Origin of the sequence: Corynebacterium sp. sy017, from assembly GCF_017918135.1 — a bacterium.
Lineage (GTDB): Bacteria > Actinomycetota > Actinomycetes > Mycobacteriales > Mycobacteriaceae > Corynebacterium.
In genome coordinates this window covers 609710-629490 of record NZ_RZUE01000001.1, presented here as the reverse complement: position 1 = coordinate 629490, position 19781 = coordinate 609710, and the positions used below count along the sequence as shown (strand labels likewise).

Below are 19781 nucleotides of genomic sequence, written 5' to 3'. Positions count from 1 at the left end.
TTGTTTTTCTTGTTGTTATGCACGTGGATCATTGTTATCTCGCAGACCATCGCCGAGTAGATTAAACCCAAGGACACTCACTGCAATGGCACCTCCTGGTGCCAGAGCTAGGTGCGGGGCAGAACTCAAAAAAGAACCAGCAGCTTGGAGCATTCTTCCCCAGCTTGGAGTCGGGGGAGCAGTGCCTAGACCTAAGAAACTCAGTCCGGCCTCAGCCAAAATAGCAAGGGCAAAAGCAATAGAGGCTTGAACAATAATGACTCCCATGATATTCGGCACCACATGACGTAGCGCTACGTGCATATTGCTTTTTCCTGCACTATAGCTTGCTGCAATAAAGTCGCGAGTCATAACCGACAAGGTGGCGCTGCGGCACACTCGAGCAAAAGCAGGCACACTGGCTATGCCAATGGCAATCATTGCGGTGAGCGTCGAGCCGCCAAAGATGGCACTGGCGATAATTGCCATGAGCAAAGCCGGGAAAGCGAGGAAAAGATCAGCGCCACGCATGATAAGTATTTCTGCAAGCCCACGACGCATACCTGCATAGATCCCCAAAGGAATACCGAAACAAGCAGCAACGGCAACTGCTATTACTCCGACGAATAATGTAATACGAGCCCCCACCATAAGTTGGCTGAAAATATCACGACCATAGCGGTCTGTACCACACAGGTGCTGCCATGACGGTGCAGCTAGCCGCAGTGCTGGATCGACGTGGAGTGGATCATAGGGAGTCCAAAAGAAAGACACGATGGCGGTGCTCATAATGCCAATAACGATGACCAGACCGACATATCCAGTGGCAGAAATTCCGCGTAATGCCTTAGGAGCTTGCAATGCTTGAGGCGTGGGGGTGCTCATTGTTATGCCTTCTTTCGGATACGCGGATCAATGAGAATGCACAGTAGATCAACGACAGCATTGGTGACTATTGCAAAGACCACCAACACCATAACAATAGTTTGCACCGTAATGAGATCCCTACCATTGACCGCGTTGAGTAGCATTGTGCCCAGACCAGGTATGACAAAAACTTTTTCAATGACCACAGCGCCCACTATCAAGGAAGTCAGTTGCACCCCAGAGACGGTAATCACTGATAATGCAGCATTGCGTAATCCATGAGCTCTTAATGCGCCCAAGGCAGATAATCCTTTTGCTCTGGCGGTGCGCATAAAATCTTCATGCATGATGTCGAGAATCGCGGTACGCACGTAGCGGGTCATAATTGCAGCTTGCACAATTCCTAAGGAAAAAACCGGCAAGATGAGTCTGGCACAAAACCCAGAGAAGTCACTATCAGGGCTTACCCAGCCATTGGGGGGTAGCCAACTGAGTTTGATGGCAAACAAGGCAACGAGGAGAATCGCTGCCAAAAAGCTCGGGATGGCAATGCCAAGTTGAGAAAAAACCCCGATGAGTTTTCCGTCGATATGCTGCGTACGCCACGCAGCCCACACACCTGCAGGAAGAGCAATTACTAAAGCAAAGAACATGGAGCTAAGCACCAAAATGAGGCTCACGGCGCTGCGGTCGAATACCAGTGGAGAAATATCAGTACCGGAGGTAAGTGAGGTGCCAAAATGACCAGTTAACAGCCCAATGACCCAGGAAAAATATTGCACGGTCAGGGGGCGATCTAACCCTAGGGAATGTTCTAGCTGAGCTATGGTCTCCGGGGAGGCGTTAATTCCTAAAGCAATGTGTGCAGGATTACCAGGAACAATGCGTAGGGCAATGAAAATGATGAGGCTTGCTATCCATATGGTGAGTCCATAGCGGGCTAAGGTGAGCGCAATGGTTTTCATTGTTGCTCCTCATGAGCAGCTGTGGATGGGGTCGCGTGGGTGCTAACTCGGGGATTAGTTCCGGTATCAATTCCGGCAAAGGCTAAGCCGTCACTGACGATGTTAATGGGAATGTTGGTAATTGAGCGCCGTGCAACGACGATATTCGGCAAATTGAATAAGGTATCTGCCCCTGCATCATTCATGATTTCTGATACTGCTTCTTGCATGAGTGCGTTATAATCTGCTGCTGGTGCCTGATCGGCTTCTCGCAGTACATCTTGCACTTTTTTATTATCAAAGCCAAGGTAATAATGAGGGTCGGCGAAAAGAGTCGGAATATCGCGCGGTTCCACATGAGCCACAATCGACATATCGTAATCTTTTCCTTTCATTACCTTTGCTAACCATACAGCGGGGAACTCAGTGGACTCAATAGACACATCAAAACCAATATCACGCAATTGCGAGTACAACATTTCGGAGATATTTTGCGCATAAGGCAAGGACGGCACTGAAATAGTAATTTTGGCACCCCATGCATGAGCTTGGCGCATGAGCTCTCGTGCTTTGGCTGGATCAAATGAGTACGGTGAACTGCCTACATACCAAGGATCAGTAGGAGCCACAGGAGTGCCTCCAGTATCAACACCAAAACCATCCCAGGCTGCGTCGATAATTCCTTGACGATCCACACCATACAGTACCGCTTGGCGCACCCGAACATCATTAAAAGGGGCACGCTTATTATTCATGCTGAGTAGGACTTCACCTTGAGTAGACCCCACAGAAATGTCCAAGTTTTTTTGTCGTTTGATGAACTCAAGCAGCTCCGGTGATTGCAAACCATAAGCAATATCAATATCCCCACTACGAATCGCATTAGATAATGCAATAGGATCAGCAAAATAACGCAGCAATACAGTCTTTGCCTTAGCGGGAGCCCCCCAATAGTCTTGACGTGCTTTATAGCTTATCGACGTCCCGACCGACCAATTAGTGACGGTATAAGGACCAGTACCGATAGGGTCGGTAGCCAGTGTTGCGATCCCAGAAGGGGACATCATAGCGCCAATGGCCGTGCCCATATTCCATAACCAAGAATTAGATCGAGAATGGAGCACTACTTTTAAGGTGTAGTCGTCAATTACTTCTGTGCGAGCAACAACAGACATCTTGGTTTTTAAGCCATTTGTCCAGGCATCAGAACGTACGCGATCAATGGAAAATTGTGCGGTATGAGCATTAAAAGCTGTACCATCGCTAAAAAACACATTCTTTACTAAATGGAATATATATTCTGTGCCTTGGGCATTTTCTTCCCAACTATGCGCAAGCAGGGGTTCGAGCGTTCCTTGTTGATTGATACGCACAAGACCTTCATACACATTACCCATGAGAGCTTGGGGAATAGCAGCACCAGCGGTGGTAGTGAAATCCAAAGAAGCAGGAGCAGCAGTAGCACCAATGGTCAATGTGCGTTGTGTGTCTGATGGGACTGTAGATACAGCAGTATGCCCAGCGGAACACGCACTGAGAAAACATACTGCTAAAAGCACTAAAACGGAGCACAATTTGCCATGCTGCTGCTCATTATCAAGCATGACAGTAGGGTAACTGCGCTAGGCGACATGACACAAATATGGGGGTGATAGTAGCCATTGGTGCAGCTACCGCGTGTCTACACGAGTATCTATAGCGTGTCTATAGAGTTTAATTCCCATGCCTGGGCCAATAACCGCAATGATTCCATAGTGTCTTGCCAGCGTGGTGCACGCAAAGAAATCATCAGCTCATCTGCCTGCGCATGACGCTGGAATTTTTCTAAATAGTCTCGAACCTCATCCGCAGTTCCTACTGCGGTATAACGCATCATGTCCAAAATTTTACGACCAGCATAGGAATCCATAACTTGATCGAGCTGCACATCATTAAGATAACGTCCACGAGATGCCATATTCCGCACCCATGCACGTTGTACTTGCACAAAGCGCTCATGCGCCTGGGCACTTGTTGGCGCAGCTAACACATTGACAGCAGCAATAACATATGGCTTATCCCCAGAGCGCTGTGGCTGGAATTGTGCACGATACAAACTTACTGCTTGCTCCAGCAAATCAGGGGCAAAATGCGAAGCAAAAGAATAAGGTAGACCAAGACGAGCAGCCAACTCAGCACCAAAAAGCGACGAACCGAGAATATAGAGCGGAATATGAGTACCAGCTCCAGGCACAGCGCGTACCCCATCAATAATCGATTCATCAGCTAGATATTTCTGCAGCTCAACCACATCATCCGGGAAAGTTTGTGCAGCATCAGGTAAGCGTCGTAAAGCACGACCAAGTGTGAGCTGATCGGTACCAGGGGCGCGACCTAAACCTAAATCAATACGGTCAGGATAAAGCTCAGCAAGGGTGCCGAATTGTTCAGCAACAACATAAGGAGAATGATTAGGCAGCATAACCCCACCAGCGCCTAACCGAATACTATTTGTCTGCGCACCAATATGTGCGATAAGCACCGCGGGGGAGGCAGAAGAAATAGAAGACATATTATGATGCTCGGCATACCAAATACGCTGGTATCCGAGCTTTTCCGCCTCTTGTGCTAATGCTACTGAACGCTGGAAACTCGTACCTGGGCGCTCATGATCAAAAATCATGGCAAAGTCCAAAATAGATAAAGGGGCGCGAGTAAACTGTTCTGACATATTTTTTCCTTAGCAAAAGAAGCGATAAATAGCACGGTAATCTGTCAGAACAACGCAGCAGCAACGCCTTTTATTCCCGGCTAGTCCTAGCGCGATCGCTAGAAAGAACAGTCCCGCGTCGATAATCCACCCCGGTACCAATGACAGCAGCAAGCAGAACCGGCATAATCCAGCCCAGATCCATTGCGGACAATGGTACCCAAGCAACATAGTGAGGAACTACAATGCTCAGCGCACTAAAAATCGCTGCAGTCCACACCGCAAACGCAAAACCATAGTGAAGCTGAAGCACAGGGAAGAGCTTATCGACGATAGTAAGGAAAATAATGCTAATTGCAATGGGGTAGAGGAAAGAAATAATAGGAACTGCAATAGTGAGCACTGTGGAAAGCCCCAAAGAAGCCACAATAAAAGAAATCAGACTAAAGCTGATGACCCAGGTGCGATAAGAAAAACGCGGCAGTAGTCGGTGAAAAAACTCACTCGTTGCTGCTAATAATCCGACCGCAGTAGTCATGCACGCGAGCAATACGATTGCCCCTAAGACAATCTGACCAGGGCGACCAAGCATTGCATATGATGCTTGTGCCAAGAGTGCGGCACCATCGTCGAAACTTTGCCCATCGGGGATATTGTGCCCGATGAAAGCCAAACCCACATAAATAGCGGCGAGCAAAGAACCAGAGATGAGAGCCGCAATAGTAGACATACGCACTAAATTGGTGGGTTCTTTAATATCATCAGCGTCGATAATGCCACTTGGGCCGCTGGCAGCCTCAATTTCCCGAGAACTAATAGCTGACGAGTTCTCTAAAGCGGCATGACGCAGCGCCGAGGTAACCAGAATGCCGAAAGTCAATGCTGATAGCGAATCCATAGTCATATACCCCTCATGCAAGCCTACGGCTAAAGGATTCTGCGCAAACTTTTCGGTGGCTATGGCAGAGCTACCCGGTAACTGAAAGAAAGCCGTGACGATGAGCACTCCCAGCAAAACCAACAGGGCAGGGGTGAGCCACTTACCCAGGCGATCGACTAAACCGGTGGGATTAAAAGCTAAGGCAAGAGCTGCGCCAAAGAACAACACATTAAAAATCACCGACGCAAGCGTTGAGTCCAGACCAAAAACAGGTGTTATCGACATCGAAAAACTCACGGCACCAGTGCGCGGAATCGCATAAAAAGCTCCAATTGCCAGGTAAGTTGCCACCGCGAATGACACACTAAACACTGTGCCGCCACGTGCGCTGAGGTCACGAATATCCCTACCAGAAAGTGCAACAGCAATAATTGCAATCACAGGCAACACCACGGCACCAATTAAGAATCCAATGGTAGCGGGCAGGAAATTATCTCCCGAACCAGCCCCGACGACGGGCGGGAAAATAAGATTTCCCGCTCCAAAGAACATGGAAAAGAGCATAAGAGAAATAGCTACCAATGCCGAAGGCGGTACAGCGAGACGATGTCGTTTAGTTTTAGCGAATAAAGATTTGTGGGACATAAAAATTTTCTAGAGTAACAAAGAATAAAAATTAGGTGTGCGCACTATGGCATTCATAGTGCTTGTACTGCTTCTTCCATACGAGAAAGAGCACGGTCAAGAACCTCACGGGAAGTAGCAAAATTAAGGCGAACGCAATTTTTGCCCAACTCACCAAACCACTCACCGTCGTTCAGCATGACCTTTGCCTTTTCCAAGAAAAACTCAGACGGATTGCCAGGGACAACAGTATCGGAAAAATCAAGCCAAAGTAAATAAGTAGCTGCCGGTGCACATAATTTGATACCAGGGAAACGACGAGGTAATTCCTCAACCAAAAAGCGTCGATTAGCATCCAGATAAGCCAATTCCTCAGCCAAAAACTCGCGCCCATGCGTATAGGCAGCCTCGGCAGCAATCAGACCAAAAGTAGAAACACCGTCTTTGACAATAGGGGAAAGAGCATTCCACGTGCGTACATCCTCAGCATTAGAGAAAATAAGCTGTGCACATTTAAGCCCAGCAGTATTCCATGCCTTTGAGGTTGCAGTGGCTGTGATACACACCCGAGCCGCAGTGTCAGAAACACCAGCTGCGACAATATGCGTGCCCTCATACACCAGTGGGGCATGAATCTCATCAACCAAAACTCGAGCATCATAGCGCGCTGCCAGGTCACAGAGCTTAACGAGATAATCCTGCTTAAAGACAAACCCCAATGGATTAAAAGGATTACACAGCACAATCGCCCCTGCACCTTGTTGGAAGGCAGCTTCTACCTCAGCTAAATCAATGCCATCTCTGGCGTCGAGAAACACGCCTTCGCGGTTGGTCGTCGAAAGCAACTGGAAAAATGGTGGATAAGCAGGAACCGGAATAATAACAGCAGAATCTTTGCGGGTAAAATGCTCAATCGCGATACACAACGCACGTACCACATCGGGCACCGGAAAGATCCACTCCGGGCGCGCTGGATAACCATAATGATCCTGGTAGAACTGTGCCGTTGCTGCCGCAATACCCGCATTATCAGGTGGATAACCAAAACTCTCATGCTCCACGGCACGTGCAAGAGCCTCGGTAATTGCTGGACAAGTGCTAAAATCAGACTCGGCTACCCACAGCGGGATAACATCATCAGGGTAGCGAGTCCACTTTAACGTGCGACGATTCTTTAATTCTGCATAACTTGGAAATAACATAGGCTCCATACTAGACCAGTATTAGACCGTCTAGTCTATTTAAGTTCCTTAGAACTCCTTAGAGTTCTTTAGCCGTGAAAACCAAAGCGCTTGAGCTTGGCTTTGTTCTCTTCACTACTATGCAAAGTCAAATCCAATAACTGAGAATAAATACCGCCAGTGTGAGCCAATTGAGCAGGGCTGCCAATCTCATCAACCTCGCCTTTATCTAGCGTAATGATTGTATCCACATCGGCAATGGTCGAAAGCCTATGCGCAATGATAAGCGTTGTTCTGCCCACCATCAGCTCATCAAGACCTGCTTGTACCGCAATCTCTGCTTTTGCGTCGAGCGCTGACGTAGCCTCATCGAGAACCAAAATAGGCGCATCCTTGAGCATCGCTCGTGCAATGGAGACGCGCTGCTTCTGCCCACCAGATAAACGCAAACCGCGCTCACCAATCACAGTGTGATAGCCGTCGGGGAAAGCAGAAATAAAATCATGAGCATGCGCTCGCTTAGCGACGGCAATCACATCGTTCAGCGACGCATCAGGGCGACCATAAGCGATATTCTCAAAAATCGTTCCCGAGAATAATGATGCCTCTTGGAATACCACACCCACATTGGCGCGCAATTGCTCAGCTGAAAGATGCCTCACATCATGGCCAGCAACCATGAGCTGCCCTGACGTCGGACGATACAACCCAAGGAGAAGATTAACAATCGTAGATTTTCCACCACCTGATTCACTGACCAAAGCGATACGTTGATTCTTGGCGGCTTGAAAACTAATCGAGTTCAGTACCGGTTCGTTGCTCTCATAGGAAAAACTGACATTATCGAAGCTAATCATGACATCGGAAGCAATATCAGTTTCTGGCAATTGTTCTGGTTTATGGGTGCTCAGCTGTGGAACGTCGGAAGCCTGAGTAGCAGCAGCAATTTCTTTGTTGACGGTATTTTCAAGATTGTGTTCCATAACCTCGAAATAATCTTTGGAACCAGCAATCGCTCGCTGCGTGGTATCAACCACCCAACTCATCATGGTCATAGGCTGACGCGCCATATTCACCAACTGCAATAACAACACCATATCGCCCAGGCTAAACGCGCCTTCGAGAGTGCGGAAGAACAGCATGAGATAGATAGCGAAGAAAATCACATCCATCACTCCGCCGCGCAGCACATCCATAAGATGCCACCACGAGGATTGCGTCTTGGTGTAGTTCACCGTATGGCGATAGCGCTTCGCAAAAGTATCTAATTCGCGCAGCTCAGAGACAAAAGATTTCACAACTTTAATCTGACCAACAACTTCGGCAAACCGACCCCCGGCAAGATCAATCTGCTCATTTTTCTTACTCTCGGTACTCTGCCAGCGTTTACTGGTCAAAGAAGTAAGCCACATATAAATCGGGATAATCGCGGCAAGGAGCAAAGCCAAAGGCCAGTAGTACCATGCCGAAATACCTAGCACAGCGCCAAGGGTAATAAGCATGGGAAAGAAACTATTAGCCATCGACTGCAATGCTTGAGTAATGGAAGAAATAGACCGATCCAAACGCGCAATGATCGTACCAGTTACCTGATTATCAAAATAACGCTGCGGCATTCCCAAAAGCTGCGCAAAATACCTCGTAGAAAGAATCTGACGCATTCGTGCAGCCATAACATCACCAATGTATCCACCCACATTGCGCAAAATAGTGTTTAATAATTGGGCTACGAGCAACGCAATAGCAAGCACCATGAGATGGCTTTTTGCCTCAGCCCACCCCGATTTACCCGACTTGTCGGAGAGCGCTTCGACGATCGTATCTGTAGCATCGCGCAAAATAAAAGGAATAAGCAATGATAAAAGCGAAATAATAACTGCGCTGCTTATCACTCCCAAATAATAAGGCCATAAGGTTTTTGCGCTGCGTAAAATTCTTGTGATCGAACCCATTATGCAATAAACACCGAAACTTTCTAAACTCTTAAGACAAGCTAGAATCATAGTAACGAAGAAAACAATACGCTCATGTTGCCTACTGCGCTGCGTTGCGGCTGCATTGTTGTGGATATTGAGCTAGTTAGACAAAGGAATTATCAATGAAGAAAAAGAGCATTGCTGCTGTGACAATTATCGCCACCATGACGTTAAGTGCCTGTAGTGATGAACAAAAAACTGCTAATTCAGAAATCTCACTAGCACCGACCACTACCACTGCGCCAGCGTTTGTTGCCCAACCAGTTGAGCCTATTACCGTAACGGATTTTACAAAGCCTACGGAAGATCCTGGACTCCATATCTCAGTAGAGCTGCAAGGAACAGGGTATAACCAAGAAGGCGGAGGCAACTTTGTTTATGTGCTTATTACCAACAACAATGATGTTCCACTGCCGCCAAATGCACTTGGGCAGCCAACCTTAAGTATTTCTGGCTCAGAAGCCTCGAGGGTATCTGGAGGAACTATCGCACTTGACCTGCCACTTGGTCCCCACGCGTCGACTAACCTAGCCTTTGCTTTTGACACCAGCTATGGCAGCCTTTACGACGCTACCTTTAGCATTGGCAATCTTAGATTCACCGGTGACCTCAACAACGCATAGCGTGCTACCTGCGACTTTTCCTTTTAGTCGTCTCTTTTAGCCCCGTGGAACCCTTTTGCGTTTCTACTCGTCTATTTCTTTTTGAGTGTGAACTGTGTCTACTACGCAGCACACTAAAAAGAAGAGTAAGGAATGTTCATGATTTTTACAACGCAAAAGGATATGCGCAGTTACCTGGGCATAACGCTGCACAGTATGTTCATGCTGTGCAGCATATGTTTTGTGCTTTGCGCATGTTCTACCGCAGGCAGCAGCAAAGAGGAGGGGAAAGCTGCTGCTTCGTCAAAACTTGCCACATCGGTAGTCACATCAACATCAGGGAAACCGACATCCGCTGTGGCAACTTTTGACCGAGATTCCCCCGACTTTCACTACGTCAATATCTGCGCCGAGCTTTCGACGGAACAGTTTAGGGAGATGGGGCTGGAATTTACGGGGGAAGTTTATGAAGGAGAACATAAGTATCCACATATCGGATGTTCATTTGGATCACAGGAAAAAGATATTTCTGATTCTGATACTCCCGATATAGATGTATCAGGTGTGAGTAAATATCTTATTGTTTTGGGAGTGGATACCTCTAGCAGAGAGATGGTGGAAGAAAAGACAACAAGAGTATGGGATATTACAGACCCTATGTTGGTTGGGGCGTATGCTAGTTTGCTCCAGGGGCCACCTGAGCAATGTATGGCTAGTATAGCCACGCCTAATGGTCGTCTTTATGCTGCGTATGCTTCAGGCATTCATTCCGAAGTCGGAAACGAAGAATTATGCACAATGGCAGCACGAACATTGAGACAAATATATCTAATGAAGTGGGGGAACAATGGATCTATTGCTTGACATAAAGGAATTAGGGGCAGCAACGAACACTTTGATAGTTTTAGCAATGACCTCTACAACTGGGATTGGTTTTTCCGATATAGATACAATCTCAGGCGGCTATTCAAGCGTATCTGGATTAGACCAGTTAGGTGCTGGGCACGCTATGGTGTTGCATGGTGGCGTTGGTTCTGCACAAACGATTCTAAACTCTTTTAATCAGCAGCTTTCTTGGTTGAGCAAGAATGCTCGTATTACATTGCGAGCTTTAACAGGGCAAAATAGCTACATGGGGCGAGCAATGGATATTGCTGATGAGGGTGGCAGTGTTGGTGCAGAGGCGGCTCTTTTCCCAATGCGTCCACCAACGCGTTTCGAGAATTTCTTTTTCCCACCACCAGTAGTAGCACCAGCAACATCAATAGAAGCACTAGCAGCGTCGTTGGCGGCAACTAATGATGCTGATGTTGTGGCAGCAAGCACTACATGGAGAAATATGAGTAACCATTGTGCACAAGTCGCTGCTCAGCTACGTGGCGTAGCAGGACAAATCGCAGCAGCAAATAGTGGTGTTGTATTTGATAGAGCAGTAGCTCGAATCAATGAGATGGCTACGCAAGGTGAATTCTTTGCAGCCAATGCTCAGATATTAGCCAGTGACGTAGACAAACTATCAATGATTAAAGCAGCCATGCTCAGTGAAGTATCGGCAGCATTACCAGCGATAGAGGCGATCACTGATCCGGTAGAACGTAAAGCAGTAGAGCAAGGTTATCTTGCAAAAATGCAGGCTTCTTTGGCAAGCTATGTCGCTGCAGCGGTACCAAAGATTAACAATCTCATGGTCAACAATGCTGCACTCAGTGGGGGAATAGGTACTGAGATTGGCATGGATGCCATTGCAGGCAAGGGGCGGACCAACACATCTGGGTTAGGTGCCACAGGTGCACCAGTGGCCACGCATAGCGCAGCCGCACAACCCGGGGCAGGTAATTTCAACGCAATTGATGCGCAAGCAGCAAAACTCAATAATGCTGAAATGGCGCATATCGCAAGCAATCCAGCAGCAACAAATACGCACACTGGAGCTGGATCAGCAACACCCACTTCTGGTGTTGCGCCTACATCACCGCAGGGGCTATCTTCTCACAACGCGATGAGCACACCAGCTATGAACTCTGCACTTAATCCAGTTGCTCATAGTACACATGGTGGCTCAGAGTTAGCAGGTCATACTGCTACACGCAGTGCAAGTAGTGGATTAGGCGGACATAGTCAGTTTGGTTCGACAACTACTTCGCACGACAGTCATACAGCGCACAATGCTAAAAGCGCCAACAGGAAAGCAGCCTTAGCATCTGCTGGACTAGGTCTTGGCACACTCGGTGGTGTACGTGGTGCAGGATCACTTTCTGCAAGTGGTACTTCCGGGTTACCTCAGCAATTGGCAGGTACGTCAGCATTACGGGCTATGAATATGTCAGGTTCGGGCTCAGGTGCAGGATCATTGCCAGCTATGGCAAGTAACTCTGCACCACCAATGCAGGCAGTAGCACAAGGACGCGGGGCAAATATGATGGGAGGAATGCCAATGCAATCTGCTGCTTCAAGCGCCAAGTCCAATAAAAAGCCCAAAGGGATTATCACTGAGGTAGAGGTTGACGACAACATTGCGGCACTCATAGGAAAACGCGAAGGAGTTGTTCCGGGAGTGATTGGTGCCTGGGTAAGAAATTAACTCACGGCACTGTTAAGGAAAACAACGGCACCAATGGTTAACGCAGCACAGGGATGAAATGAGCGCTCGATAATGGGCGCTCTACCCAATCAGGACGATGGTTAAGCTCATAAATAACTTCATATAAGAACCGATCAACAATATAGGCAGATAGCACCATGTCATTGAGTGTTTCGTAGGAAGTTGTTTGTCGATATCCAGATAAGAACTCGTGTTGTGGGAACTCAAGACCAGCGTAATGAAAACTACGCGCGATACCAGCAATATCTCGCAGTGGAGAATCAAGGACTGTGTTGTCTGAGCCTGGTTCGCCCTCAAAATCGAGGAAATAAAAACCAGAAGTATCAGAGAGTATCTGTCCTAAGTGCAAATCGCCATGAATACGCTGGGTAGGAATCGTTGCTACCTGAGTAAGCTGGTTATACAGCTGACGTGCTGATGATACGAAAGGAGAAATGAGCTCACTAGCCTGGGCAAACTCATCAAGTCGAACATTGAGCTGATTGGCGAGAGCAACACCAGAAATATGTGAGTGTGGGCAGTTCCGGAATAGTTCTTGGTGAATCTCACCAAGACAAGTCCCCAGCTCAGCACTCCGCGCAAGCAAACGTGGACGCATAGAATCATTATGAATCGCAGACCAACAATCCTGTGCCGTGCCAAGAAACTCGGTAATAATACCAAGAGTGTAGGTATTCCCATCAAGAGAGTAAGTCATATAGCCCACCAAGGTAGGGATATGCTTCGTGATGAACTGAGGCAACACCACCTCAGGACTCAAACCATCAGGTAAATCCGCATAAAATTTCCATATAGTCCGAGGATAAGGTGCCCGCGCCTGATCAGCTCTAACCACAAAAGAGTCATTAGTTTGCTCAACATCTAGAGCTTGAGTGCAAACAATACCGAACTCATCAGGAACACACCCATGTAACTGCACCCCATCTGGAATATCTCCACTACACAGTGCCGCGATTAAGTCACCGCACTGTGCACTACTAAAAGGATTTTTCATCTGAATTACTCATCTCTACGGAACACACCACGCAAGTGTGCAAAAGGGTCAGCAACAAGTGTGGCGTGCGCATCAGCCAAAGAAACCGAAAGGACCTGAGCTGACTCACCATAGGGGTTCCAGTCAGGTTTATGACCACGAATAAACCGCACTGCACGCTCATGAGAACTCGAAACTAATTCCTGAGCAGGATCGCGTAACAACTCCCAGGAAGTTCCAGCGATTTCTGCTTGAGAATTAAATATCCACGGTATATCTGCACAATGCACCCCAGGAGCAGCATCACTTCCTGAGTATTGTATGACCCACGTCGAATGCGGCGCCGCAGCTGCTGTTTTTTCAATAATGCACCGGAAAAAGAAATCAGTGAGCAGTTGTTTATAAGAATCCCAACGATAATGTCGTGCAACCCGATACATTCTGCGCATAAAAGCACGCACAGGTGCAGTAGCACCATAGCGAGACTGGTCAAGTTTGATAGCAGGAGCAAAATTATAAAATTCTTGCTCCAAGCAACTCAACACAATAGGCACCTCTGCCAGCTCAGATGGCTGCCACGGATACGGACCCACGGTAAGATCCAGATACATTTTGCGAAATCGACGATACCGTCGCGTGAGTTTTTCTGGAGCTAGCTTTGCTAAACCTTCTCGAGTCAGCGGCACACCAAGGCTTGCCCGCAACAGAGTCTTACGACGGGCAAAGCTGCTAGCTGGAAAAGCAGGAGACATAAGCCATGCACGTCGAAAAGTTCCTTTATAGTGATCTTTTCGGCACAACCACAGTCCAATTCCCGCGCCCGCCGATTGTCCCATGAGCGTGACATTAGTGGGGTCACCACCAAAATCCTCAATATGCTTTTGTACCCAATCCAAAGCAAGCAAACAGTCATTAACACCGCGATAGTGGCCAGGAGTATCGGCATAAAAAGGTAAAAAACCAGCCAAACTGAGTCGATAACTAATAGTGACCGTAATGATATTGCGTGCAGCAAACCCCGTGCCAGAAAACCACGGTTCTTCTCTTGAGCCACCCTCATACGCTCCGCCATGAATAAAAACCACAACTGGTAAATCATCCCCGCTTTGTACAGTGGCAGGCGTAGTAATACTCAATTGCAAATCATGACCTGGAAAGGCATAAGAGGAGCTAGAGCCAGGAATAGTAGTATCTACTGCGGTTGTGGTGCTGGCGCTTGCTGCACCATGATCAGCACCCTGATTAGCACCATAATCAACATTATGATCTGGATAGCTCGCCAAGACCGCATCACCATAGGTGCTGCTGAGTTTCCCATAGCTGATATAGGGGTAAAAATGCTGTTCACTGTGGGTATTGCCTGCGCTATGTTGGGCATACGAAGTGCGTGAGTTATGTGTTTCACGCGTGCCATGTGTATTGCGTTTTATTCCAACAAACGTGCCTGCAGGGCAGAGTACCCGCTGGGCAGTGGTGTAATCGGGATAAGAATCAGCAGAATGTGGCGGCATGGACACCATCATAGCAATGCTCAAAACAAAAATAAGTGCTAGCCCTATAAAACCACTAACATAGATAAACATGAGCGAACATAACACACAAAACCCATTTTTTAGCCCCTCTACGTTGCCTTATGCACTACCTGATTTCCAAGCAATTAACCCTTCCCACTATGAGCCAGCTGTTGCACACGGCATTGCACAACAGCGTGCAGAAATAACAGACATCATTAACAATCCGGCTGAAGCAACATGGGAAAACACCGTCGAGGCTTTTGAGCGATCAGGAGCAATCCTCAACCGTACTCTAGATGTTTTCTTCAATTTACTTTCCACCGATAGCACCGAAGAATTAGAAGGAATAGCAGAAAGAATTATCCCTGCGCTTACTGCTCATGACGATGATATTTACCTCAACCATAATCTTTACCAACGCATAGCAGCAGTAACCCCACCACAAGACGCAGAGTCCGAACGCTTGCATGAGCATTTACTTCGCCTTTTTACTCGTCGTGGCGCTCAATTAGAGGGACACCAACGCGAGCGTCTTAAAGAAATTAACACCAGATTGTCTGTGCTCAGTGACCAATTTGGACGCAACTTACTCAAAGATACAAAAGAACTAGCAGTATCTTTTGACAATCCAGAACAATTAGCAGGGCTAAGCCCTAGCAGAATTGCCTCTGCCGCGGAAGACGCAGCAGCTTTAGGTAAAAGCGGTACATATGTGTTGCCCCTTGAATTGCCAACAGTGCAGTCTGAGCAAGCAAATCTCACCACGCATCAAGCACGTGCAGCACTCTATGAGGCAAGTCAGCAACGAGGAAAAACCAGCAATGCTCAGTTGGTGATAGAAACGGTGCAATTACGCGCAGAACGGGCACGGTTGCTTGGCTATGATACGCACGCAGACTACGTAATTGCAGAAGAAACAGCTGGTAGTGCTCGTGCTGCTCGTGAATTGCTCTATGACCTTGCTCCTGCAGCAGTCACAAATGCAGAACATGAGTTAAAACTCCTCAGCGAGGCAACCTCTGAAGAAATCACAGCTGCTGACTGGCCATATTGGGAATCACGCGTTCGCGCTCGTGACTTTGATCTCGATGAAGAAGAACTATCGCACTACTTCCCGCTGCGTCAAGTGCTTATCGACGGAGTGTTCTACGCAGCACAACGCCTTTATGGCATAAGCGTCGAACCGCGCCCAGATCTCAAAGGTTATGCCGAGGGCGTAGAAGTATGGGAAGTAAAAGAAGAAGATGGCACTGGTATTGGTTTGTTCGTGACGGATTACTATGCCCGTCCGTCGAAACGCGGCGGGGCATGGATGTCTTCTTTTGTGAATCAATCCCAACTATTAGATTCCAAACCCGTGGTAGTAAACGTGATGGGTATTACAAAACCTGCCGACGGCAGCGAAGCGCTCCTCAGTATTGATAACCTCACCACGCTCTTCCATGAGTTCGGACACGCATTGCATGGACTACTATCCAATGTGCGCTATCCAAGTTTCTCCGGCACCAATGTTCCCCGTGACTATGTGGAGTTCCCATCGCAAATCAATGAAAACTGGGCATTTGATCCAGTGATTTTGCGCAACTATGCACGCCATATCACAACAGGTGAGGTGATTAGTGATGAGCTTGTTGCCGCTATTGAAAAATCTCGTCAATTTGGGCAGGGCTTTGCCACCACCGAGTACCTTGCTGCTGCCATTATTGATCTCGCCTGGCATAGTTTGAGCCCCGAACAAGCTGCACAGTTGAGTGCTGCTGATATTGAACAATTCGAGAAAGAAGCATTGGCGGCGGCAGGTATTGAACTAGAGCAGATAGCGCCGCGGTACCGCTCTACATACTTCAACCATATTTTTGCTGGTGGTTACTCTGCCGGTTATTACTCGTATTTGTGGGCAGAAGCTCTCGACGCTGATGGATTTGATTGGTTCCAAGAACAAGGCGCTGCTGGTACTGGGGAAACTGATACCGCTGCGCGCCAAGCTGGTCAGCGGTTTAGAGATGTGGTTCTTTCTCGTGGTGGCGCTGATGATTACACCCAGGCGTTTATTGCACTACGCGGACGAGAAAAAGATATTACGCCTTTGCTGCGCCGTCGCGGGTTAGCAGGGGCGCTATAAAACATATGGGTGTGGTGATAAGCGGCGCATATCAGTGGTTTATTGCGCGAGTAGATGCGCTGAGTCAATTTTTAACCTCAGCGCCACTATGGCTGCAAAGCCCTGTGGTGCTTATGATCGTGCTGCCGCTCTGTGGTGTTTTAGCATTGATCTGGTTGCGCTGCGTGGACGCGTGCGGCACCTGGATTACGCGGGCTTTTTCCCTCGTAGCCCGACGGCTAGGATTAAAAACAGGATTAAAAACAAAAGTGCGCACACCTCATCTTGACCAAAGTCAAAGTCAAGACTGAGCTACCGTGACACAAAGAGACAACGATACAACTATGGCAAACCCAGAACAATTACGTAAAGAAGATCAACAGCTACCCAAACAAAAGAGAAAATACCCACAATCACGTGTTACCCAGGCATTATATTTATTGCTTGCGGTAGTTTTCATCGCGTGGCTTGTGAGTCTTCTCTAAAACAGTCAGCGCACCTATGTAGCACCTATGTGGCTAAGCGACGACTTGCCTGCGCTATGCGAGCAAATTGTTCTAGACCAGCAAGATCTTCTAACAAAAGAGCTTTCCCAGAAGCATCGCTAAGGGGTATGCACCAGTTAGGGTACATATCTTTAGTGGTTCCTGGTTGATTTTGGATACGAGTATCGCCAACCATGTCCACCAATGCTGTGCAGGTCAGGGCAGAAGGCGTTGCAGCAATAAAGCGATGTAACCCAACAAGAATATCCACCACATCGCCACGTTCCTCGCGCGTGAGGGAATGGAAATCGGTAGCGTCGAGAGCTAAACCGGAAAAAGCACCTTGTTCTTTAACTCGGTTGAGCACTTCGGCTTGCCAGTGCATATCCTGTGCATGATCCGCATGGGATTGTTCACTGTCTGCGCCTAGCAAACCTAGTTGTTGACGTAGCGCAACATGGGTGCCAGCTAAATAACCTGCCGTAGGCGGTAAGTCATGCGTGGTCACTGAACTAAGCGCTAATTGTCGATATTCTTCCTGATAGCGTGGACCTGGATGATGCTCAGAACTCTCGAACCACAAAATAGAGGTGCCCATGATGCCACGATGAGCCAGAGTATGCTGAATCCACGGCTCGAATGTGCCAAGATCCTCGCCAATAACGACGGCATTTGCTCGTGTGGCTTCAAGCGCGAGGATACCAATAAGCGCATTGTAATCGTAGTGAACATAAATGCCCGTTGCGGCAGGTTGCAGTCGCGGAATCCAAAAAAGTCGGAATAACCCGAGAATATGATCAACACGAATGCCACCACAATGGGCAAGGACAGTGCGCAATAAATCGCGCCAAGGAATATAGCCCTGCTCGGCAAGCCGTTCTGGATGCCAAGGCGGCTGGGACCAGTCTTGTCCGTGTTGATTGTAATTATCTGGGGGAGCGCCCACGGAAGCCTCAGGAGCAAGAACCGACGCTAATGTATGGGCATCAGCACCACCTGGGTGAATTCCCACTGCTAGGTCAGCTATGATGCCAATGCGCATCCCAGCGTCGCGTGCTTGGGATTGTGCGGCAGCAAGTTGCTGGTCGCAAATCCACTGTAGCCACATATAGAATTCGGCGGTTTGGGTGATATCTTCAGGCAAAGCATGGGCGCCAGTTTCTGAGTCAGCATGGTGTGACTTATGTTCCTGGGCACACCATAGGGCAAATTCTTTGAGTCCTTCGCCTTGGTCAGTGATAAAATCTTGGAAATCTTGTTCGCGTGCCGCTGCGCGCCCAATATGGAAAATTTCTTGCAGCACTTGTAGTTTTGCTTGATATATCCGGTTACGGTCGATGGTGTCGCTACTGTGGTTGAGGGCACGAAGTTCATTGGCGATGGTATGCACGTCAGCTTTAATATCTTCACTCAAGTCGAGATATTCTGGTATATCCTCTATCCGAATATAAATAGGGTTGATGAATCGCCTGGTGGTGGGTAGGTAAGGGGAGTCTTCCACCGGTGGGAAAGGTTCGGCGGCGTGCAGTGGGTTGATTAACAAAAAATCTGCCTCTGCTTCAGTGGCAAGCAGTTGCGCCAGCTGACCCAGATCATGAAAATCACCCATTCCCCAAGAATTTTTGCTGCGCACAGAATAGAGTTGTGCCATCACACCATGAGCGGGTTTGTCAAGGAAAGTATCAGCAGTATGCAAGCGTTCAGGAGTAATAACAAGAAAAGCGCTCGCCCTAAGCTCATGCGAGCGTAGCGTAAGTGTGTGCCAGCCCAGTGGTAAGTCTACAGGCAGCTTAAACGACGCTTCTCCCCAGGTAATGCCGTCGATAGTGCGTGGGGGAGTCCAGTTGTCGATTTGTTCTGGATAGGCCAGAGAGCCGTCTTCTAGCTGAATCTCTAGGTCGGCTGGGGCACCATCGTGAACGTGTACGTGAAATACATGAGGATCGCCTGCCACGGCCACAATTGCTGGTGGCAGTGGTTGGCTAAAGAGTGCGTTGTGGCGTGCTTGGATTGCGTGGCGTAATTGATCTTCAGTGGGTGCGTCAGAGTTTGCAGAATTTTCGGCGCCTGCGGCAGCGGTATCCTTGTCAAAGGTCACTCCGTAGGCATGGAGGATTTTTAGTATCGTATCGTTGCTTGCGGTTATGTATTCGCCACCAAATCCGTGGTAGCCAGTGGCAATGTGATAGGTAGCGGCGAGTTCATGCAGAGTTTCTTGGTAGCTCACAAGCGCTATTGTGCCATAGCTGTATTCTTGGTGCTAAGCCACGTCGATAAGCGAGAATATACAGTTTTGGTGGCAAATATGATTAAAATATGAGTAAAACATCAGTTTTAGTTCTCTGGTATGGCTGCCGACGATAC

16 protein-coding genes are annotated in these 19781 nt (G+C 48.1%); 6 read left to right on the top strand and 10 right to left on the bottom strand.

Going from position 1 to position 19781, the window contains the following annotated elements:
• Positions 1 to 15: 15 nt before the first annotated feature.
• From EML15_RS02820 to EML15_RS02790, 7 genes are all read right to left on the bottom strand, one after another.
• The gene (locus EML15_RS02820; protein WP_246847001.1) at positions 16 to 768 is read right to left on the bottom strand and encodes an ABC transporter permease; all 753 of its coding nucleotides are present in this window, start codon (positions 766 to 768) and stop codon (positions 16 to 18) included.
• A 98-nt stretch (positions 769 to 866) separates the two neighbouring features.
• Entirely contained in the window at positions 867 to 1811 is a 945-nt protein-coding gene (locus tag EML15_RS02815) for an ABC transporter permease (RefSeq protein WP_144273316.1), read from the bottom strand.
• Positions 1808 to 3394: an ABC transporter substrate-binding protein gene (locus EML15_RS02810; protein ID WP_144273315.1), complete on the bottom strand. Its 1587-nt coding sequence runs from the start codon at positions 3392 to 3394 to the stop codon at positions 1808 to 1810. The genes EML15_RS02815 and EML15_RS02810 overlap by 4 nt, the downstream gene beginning before the upstream one ends.
• 89 nt (positions 3395 to 3483) lie before the next feature.
• The gene (locus EML15_RS02805; protein WP_144273314.1) at positions 3484 to 4500 is read right to left on the bottom strand and encodes an LLM class flavin-dependent oxidoreductase; all 1017 of its coding nucleotides are present in this window, start codon (positions 4498 to 4500) and stop codon (positions 3484 to 3486) included.
• Between the two features lie 70 nt (positions 4501 to 4570).
• Positions 4571 to 6004, bottom strand: coding sequence for a branched-chain amino acid transport system II carrier protein (brnQ, locus tag EML15_RS02800; RefSeq protein WP_144273313.1), 1434 nt, complete (start codon positions 6002 to 6004; stop codon positions 4571 to 4573).
• A gap of 53 nt (positions 6005 to 6057) precedes the next feature.
• Positions 6058 to 7185, bottom strand: coding sequence for an aminotransferase class I/II-fold pyridoxal phosphate-dependent enzyme (locus EML15_RS02795; protein ID WP_144273312.1), 1128 nt, complete (start codon positions 7183 to 7185; stop codon positions 6058 to 6060).
• 68 nt (positions 7186 to 7253) lie between these two features.
• Positions 7254 to 9116, bottom strand: coding sequence for an ABC transporter ATP-binding protein (locus tag EML15_RS02790; RefSeq protein WP_144273311.1), 1863 nt, complete (start codon positions 9114 to 9116; stop codon positions 7254 to 7256).
• 146 nt (positions 9117 to 9262) lie between these two features.
• On the opposite strand from EML15_RS02790, the gene EML15_RS02785 reads away from it, so the two are divergent.
• The 3 genes from EML15_RS02785 to EML15_RS02775 all read left to right on the top strand — a co-directional run bounded on the left by EML15_RS02785 (position 9263) and on the right by EML15_RS02775 (position 12323).
• On the top strand, positions 9263 to 9763 hold the full coding sequence (locus EML15_RS02785; protein WP_144273310.1) for a hypothetical protein: 501 nt from the start codon (positions 9263 to 9265) through the stop codon (positions 9761 to 9763).
• Positions 9764 to 9901: 138 nt separating this feature from the next.
• The gene (locus tag EML15_RS02780) at positions 9902 to 10606 is read left to right on the top strand and encodes a DUF3558 family protein (RefSeq protein WP_185967147.1); all 705 of its coding nucleotides are present in this window, start codon (positions 9902 to 9904) and stop codon (positions 10604 to 10606) included.
• A 46-nt stretch (positions 10607 to 10652) separates the two neighbouring features.
• Positions 10653 to 12323: a hypothetical protein gene (locus EML15_RS02775; protein ID WP_144273308.1), complete on the top strand. Its 1671-nt coding sequence runs from the start codon at positions 10653 to 10655 to the stop codon at positions 12321 to 12323.
• 37 nt (positions 12324 to 12360) lie between these two features.
• On the opposite strand, the gene EML15_RS02770 is transcribed toward EML15_RS02775, so the two are convergent.
• Both EML15_RS02770 and EML15_RS02765 read right to left on the bottom strand, forming a co-directional pair.
• Positions 12361 to 13338, bottom strand: coding sequence for a phosphotransferase (locus EML15_RS02770; protein WP_144273307.1), 978 nt, complete (start codon positions 13336 to 13338; stop codon positions 12361 to 12363).
• Between the two features lie 5 nt (positions 13339 to 13343).
• Positions 13344 to 14900: a carboxylesterase family protein gene (locus EML15_RS02765; RefSeq protein WP_144273306.1), complete on the bottom strand. Its 1557-nt coding sequence runs from the start codon at positions 14898 to 14900 to the stop codon at positions 13344 to 13346.
• Between EML15_RS02765 and EML15_RS02760 the strand changes: the two genes are divergently transcribed.
• From EML15_RS02760 to EML15_RS02750, 3 genes are read left to right on the top strand one after another with little or no spacing between them, the layout of a single operon-like run.
• Entirely contained in the window at positions 14899 to 16953 is a 2055-nt protein-coding gene (locus EML15_RS02760) for a M3 family metallopeptidase (protein ID WP_144273305.1), read from the top strand. The two genes, EML15_RS02765 and EML15_RS02760, sit on opposite strands and share 2 nt — an antisense overlap.
• Positions 16954 to 16958: 5 nt before the next feature.
• A complete protein-coding gene (locus tag EML15_RS02755) occupies positions 16959 to 17243 on the top strand; it encodes a hypothetical protein (RefSeq protein WP_144273304.1) in 285 nt (94 codons plus the stop codon).
• A 6-nt stretch (positions 17244 to 17249) separates the two neighbouring features.
• Positions 17250 to 17417 carry a hypothetical protein gene (locus EML15_RS02750; protein ID WP_185967163.1) on the top strand — a complete coding sequence of 56 codons (168 nt, stop codon included), beginning with the start codon at positions 17250 to 17252 and terminating at the stop codon, positions 17415 to 17417.
• A 25-nt stretch (positions 17418 to 17442) separates the two neighbouring features.
• Here EML15_RS02750 and malQ read toward each other — a convergent pair whose 3' ends face one another.
• Positions 17443 to 19644, bottom strand: coding sequence for a 4-alpha-glucanotransferase (gene malQ / locus EML15_RS02745; RefSeq protein WP_144273303.1), 2202 nt, complete (start codon positions 19642 to 19644; stop codon positions 17443 to 17445).
• Positions 19645 to 19781: the final 137 nt, after the last annotated feature.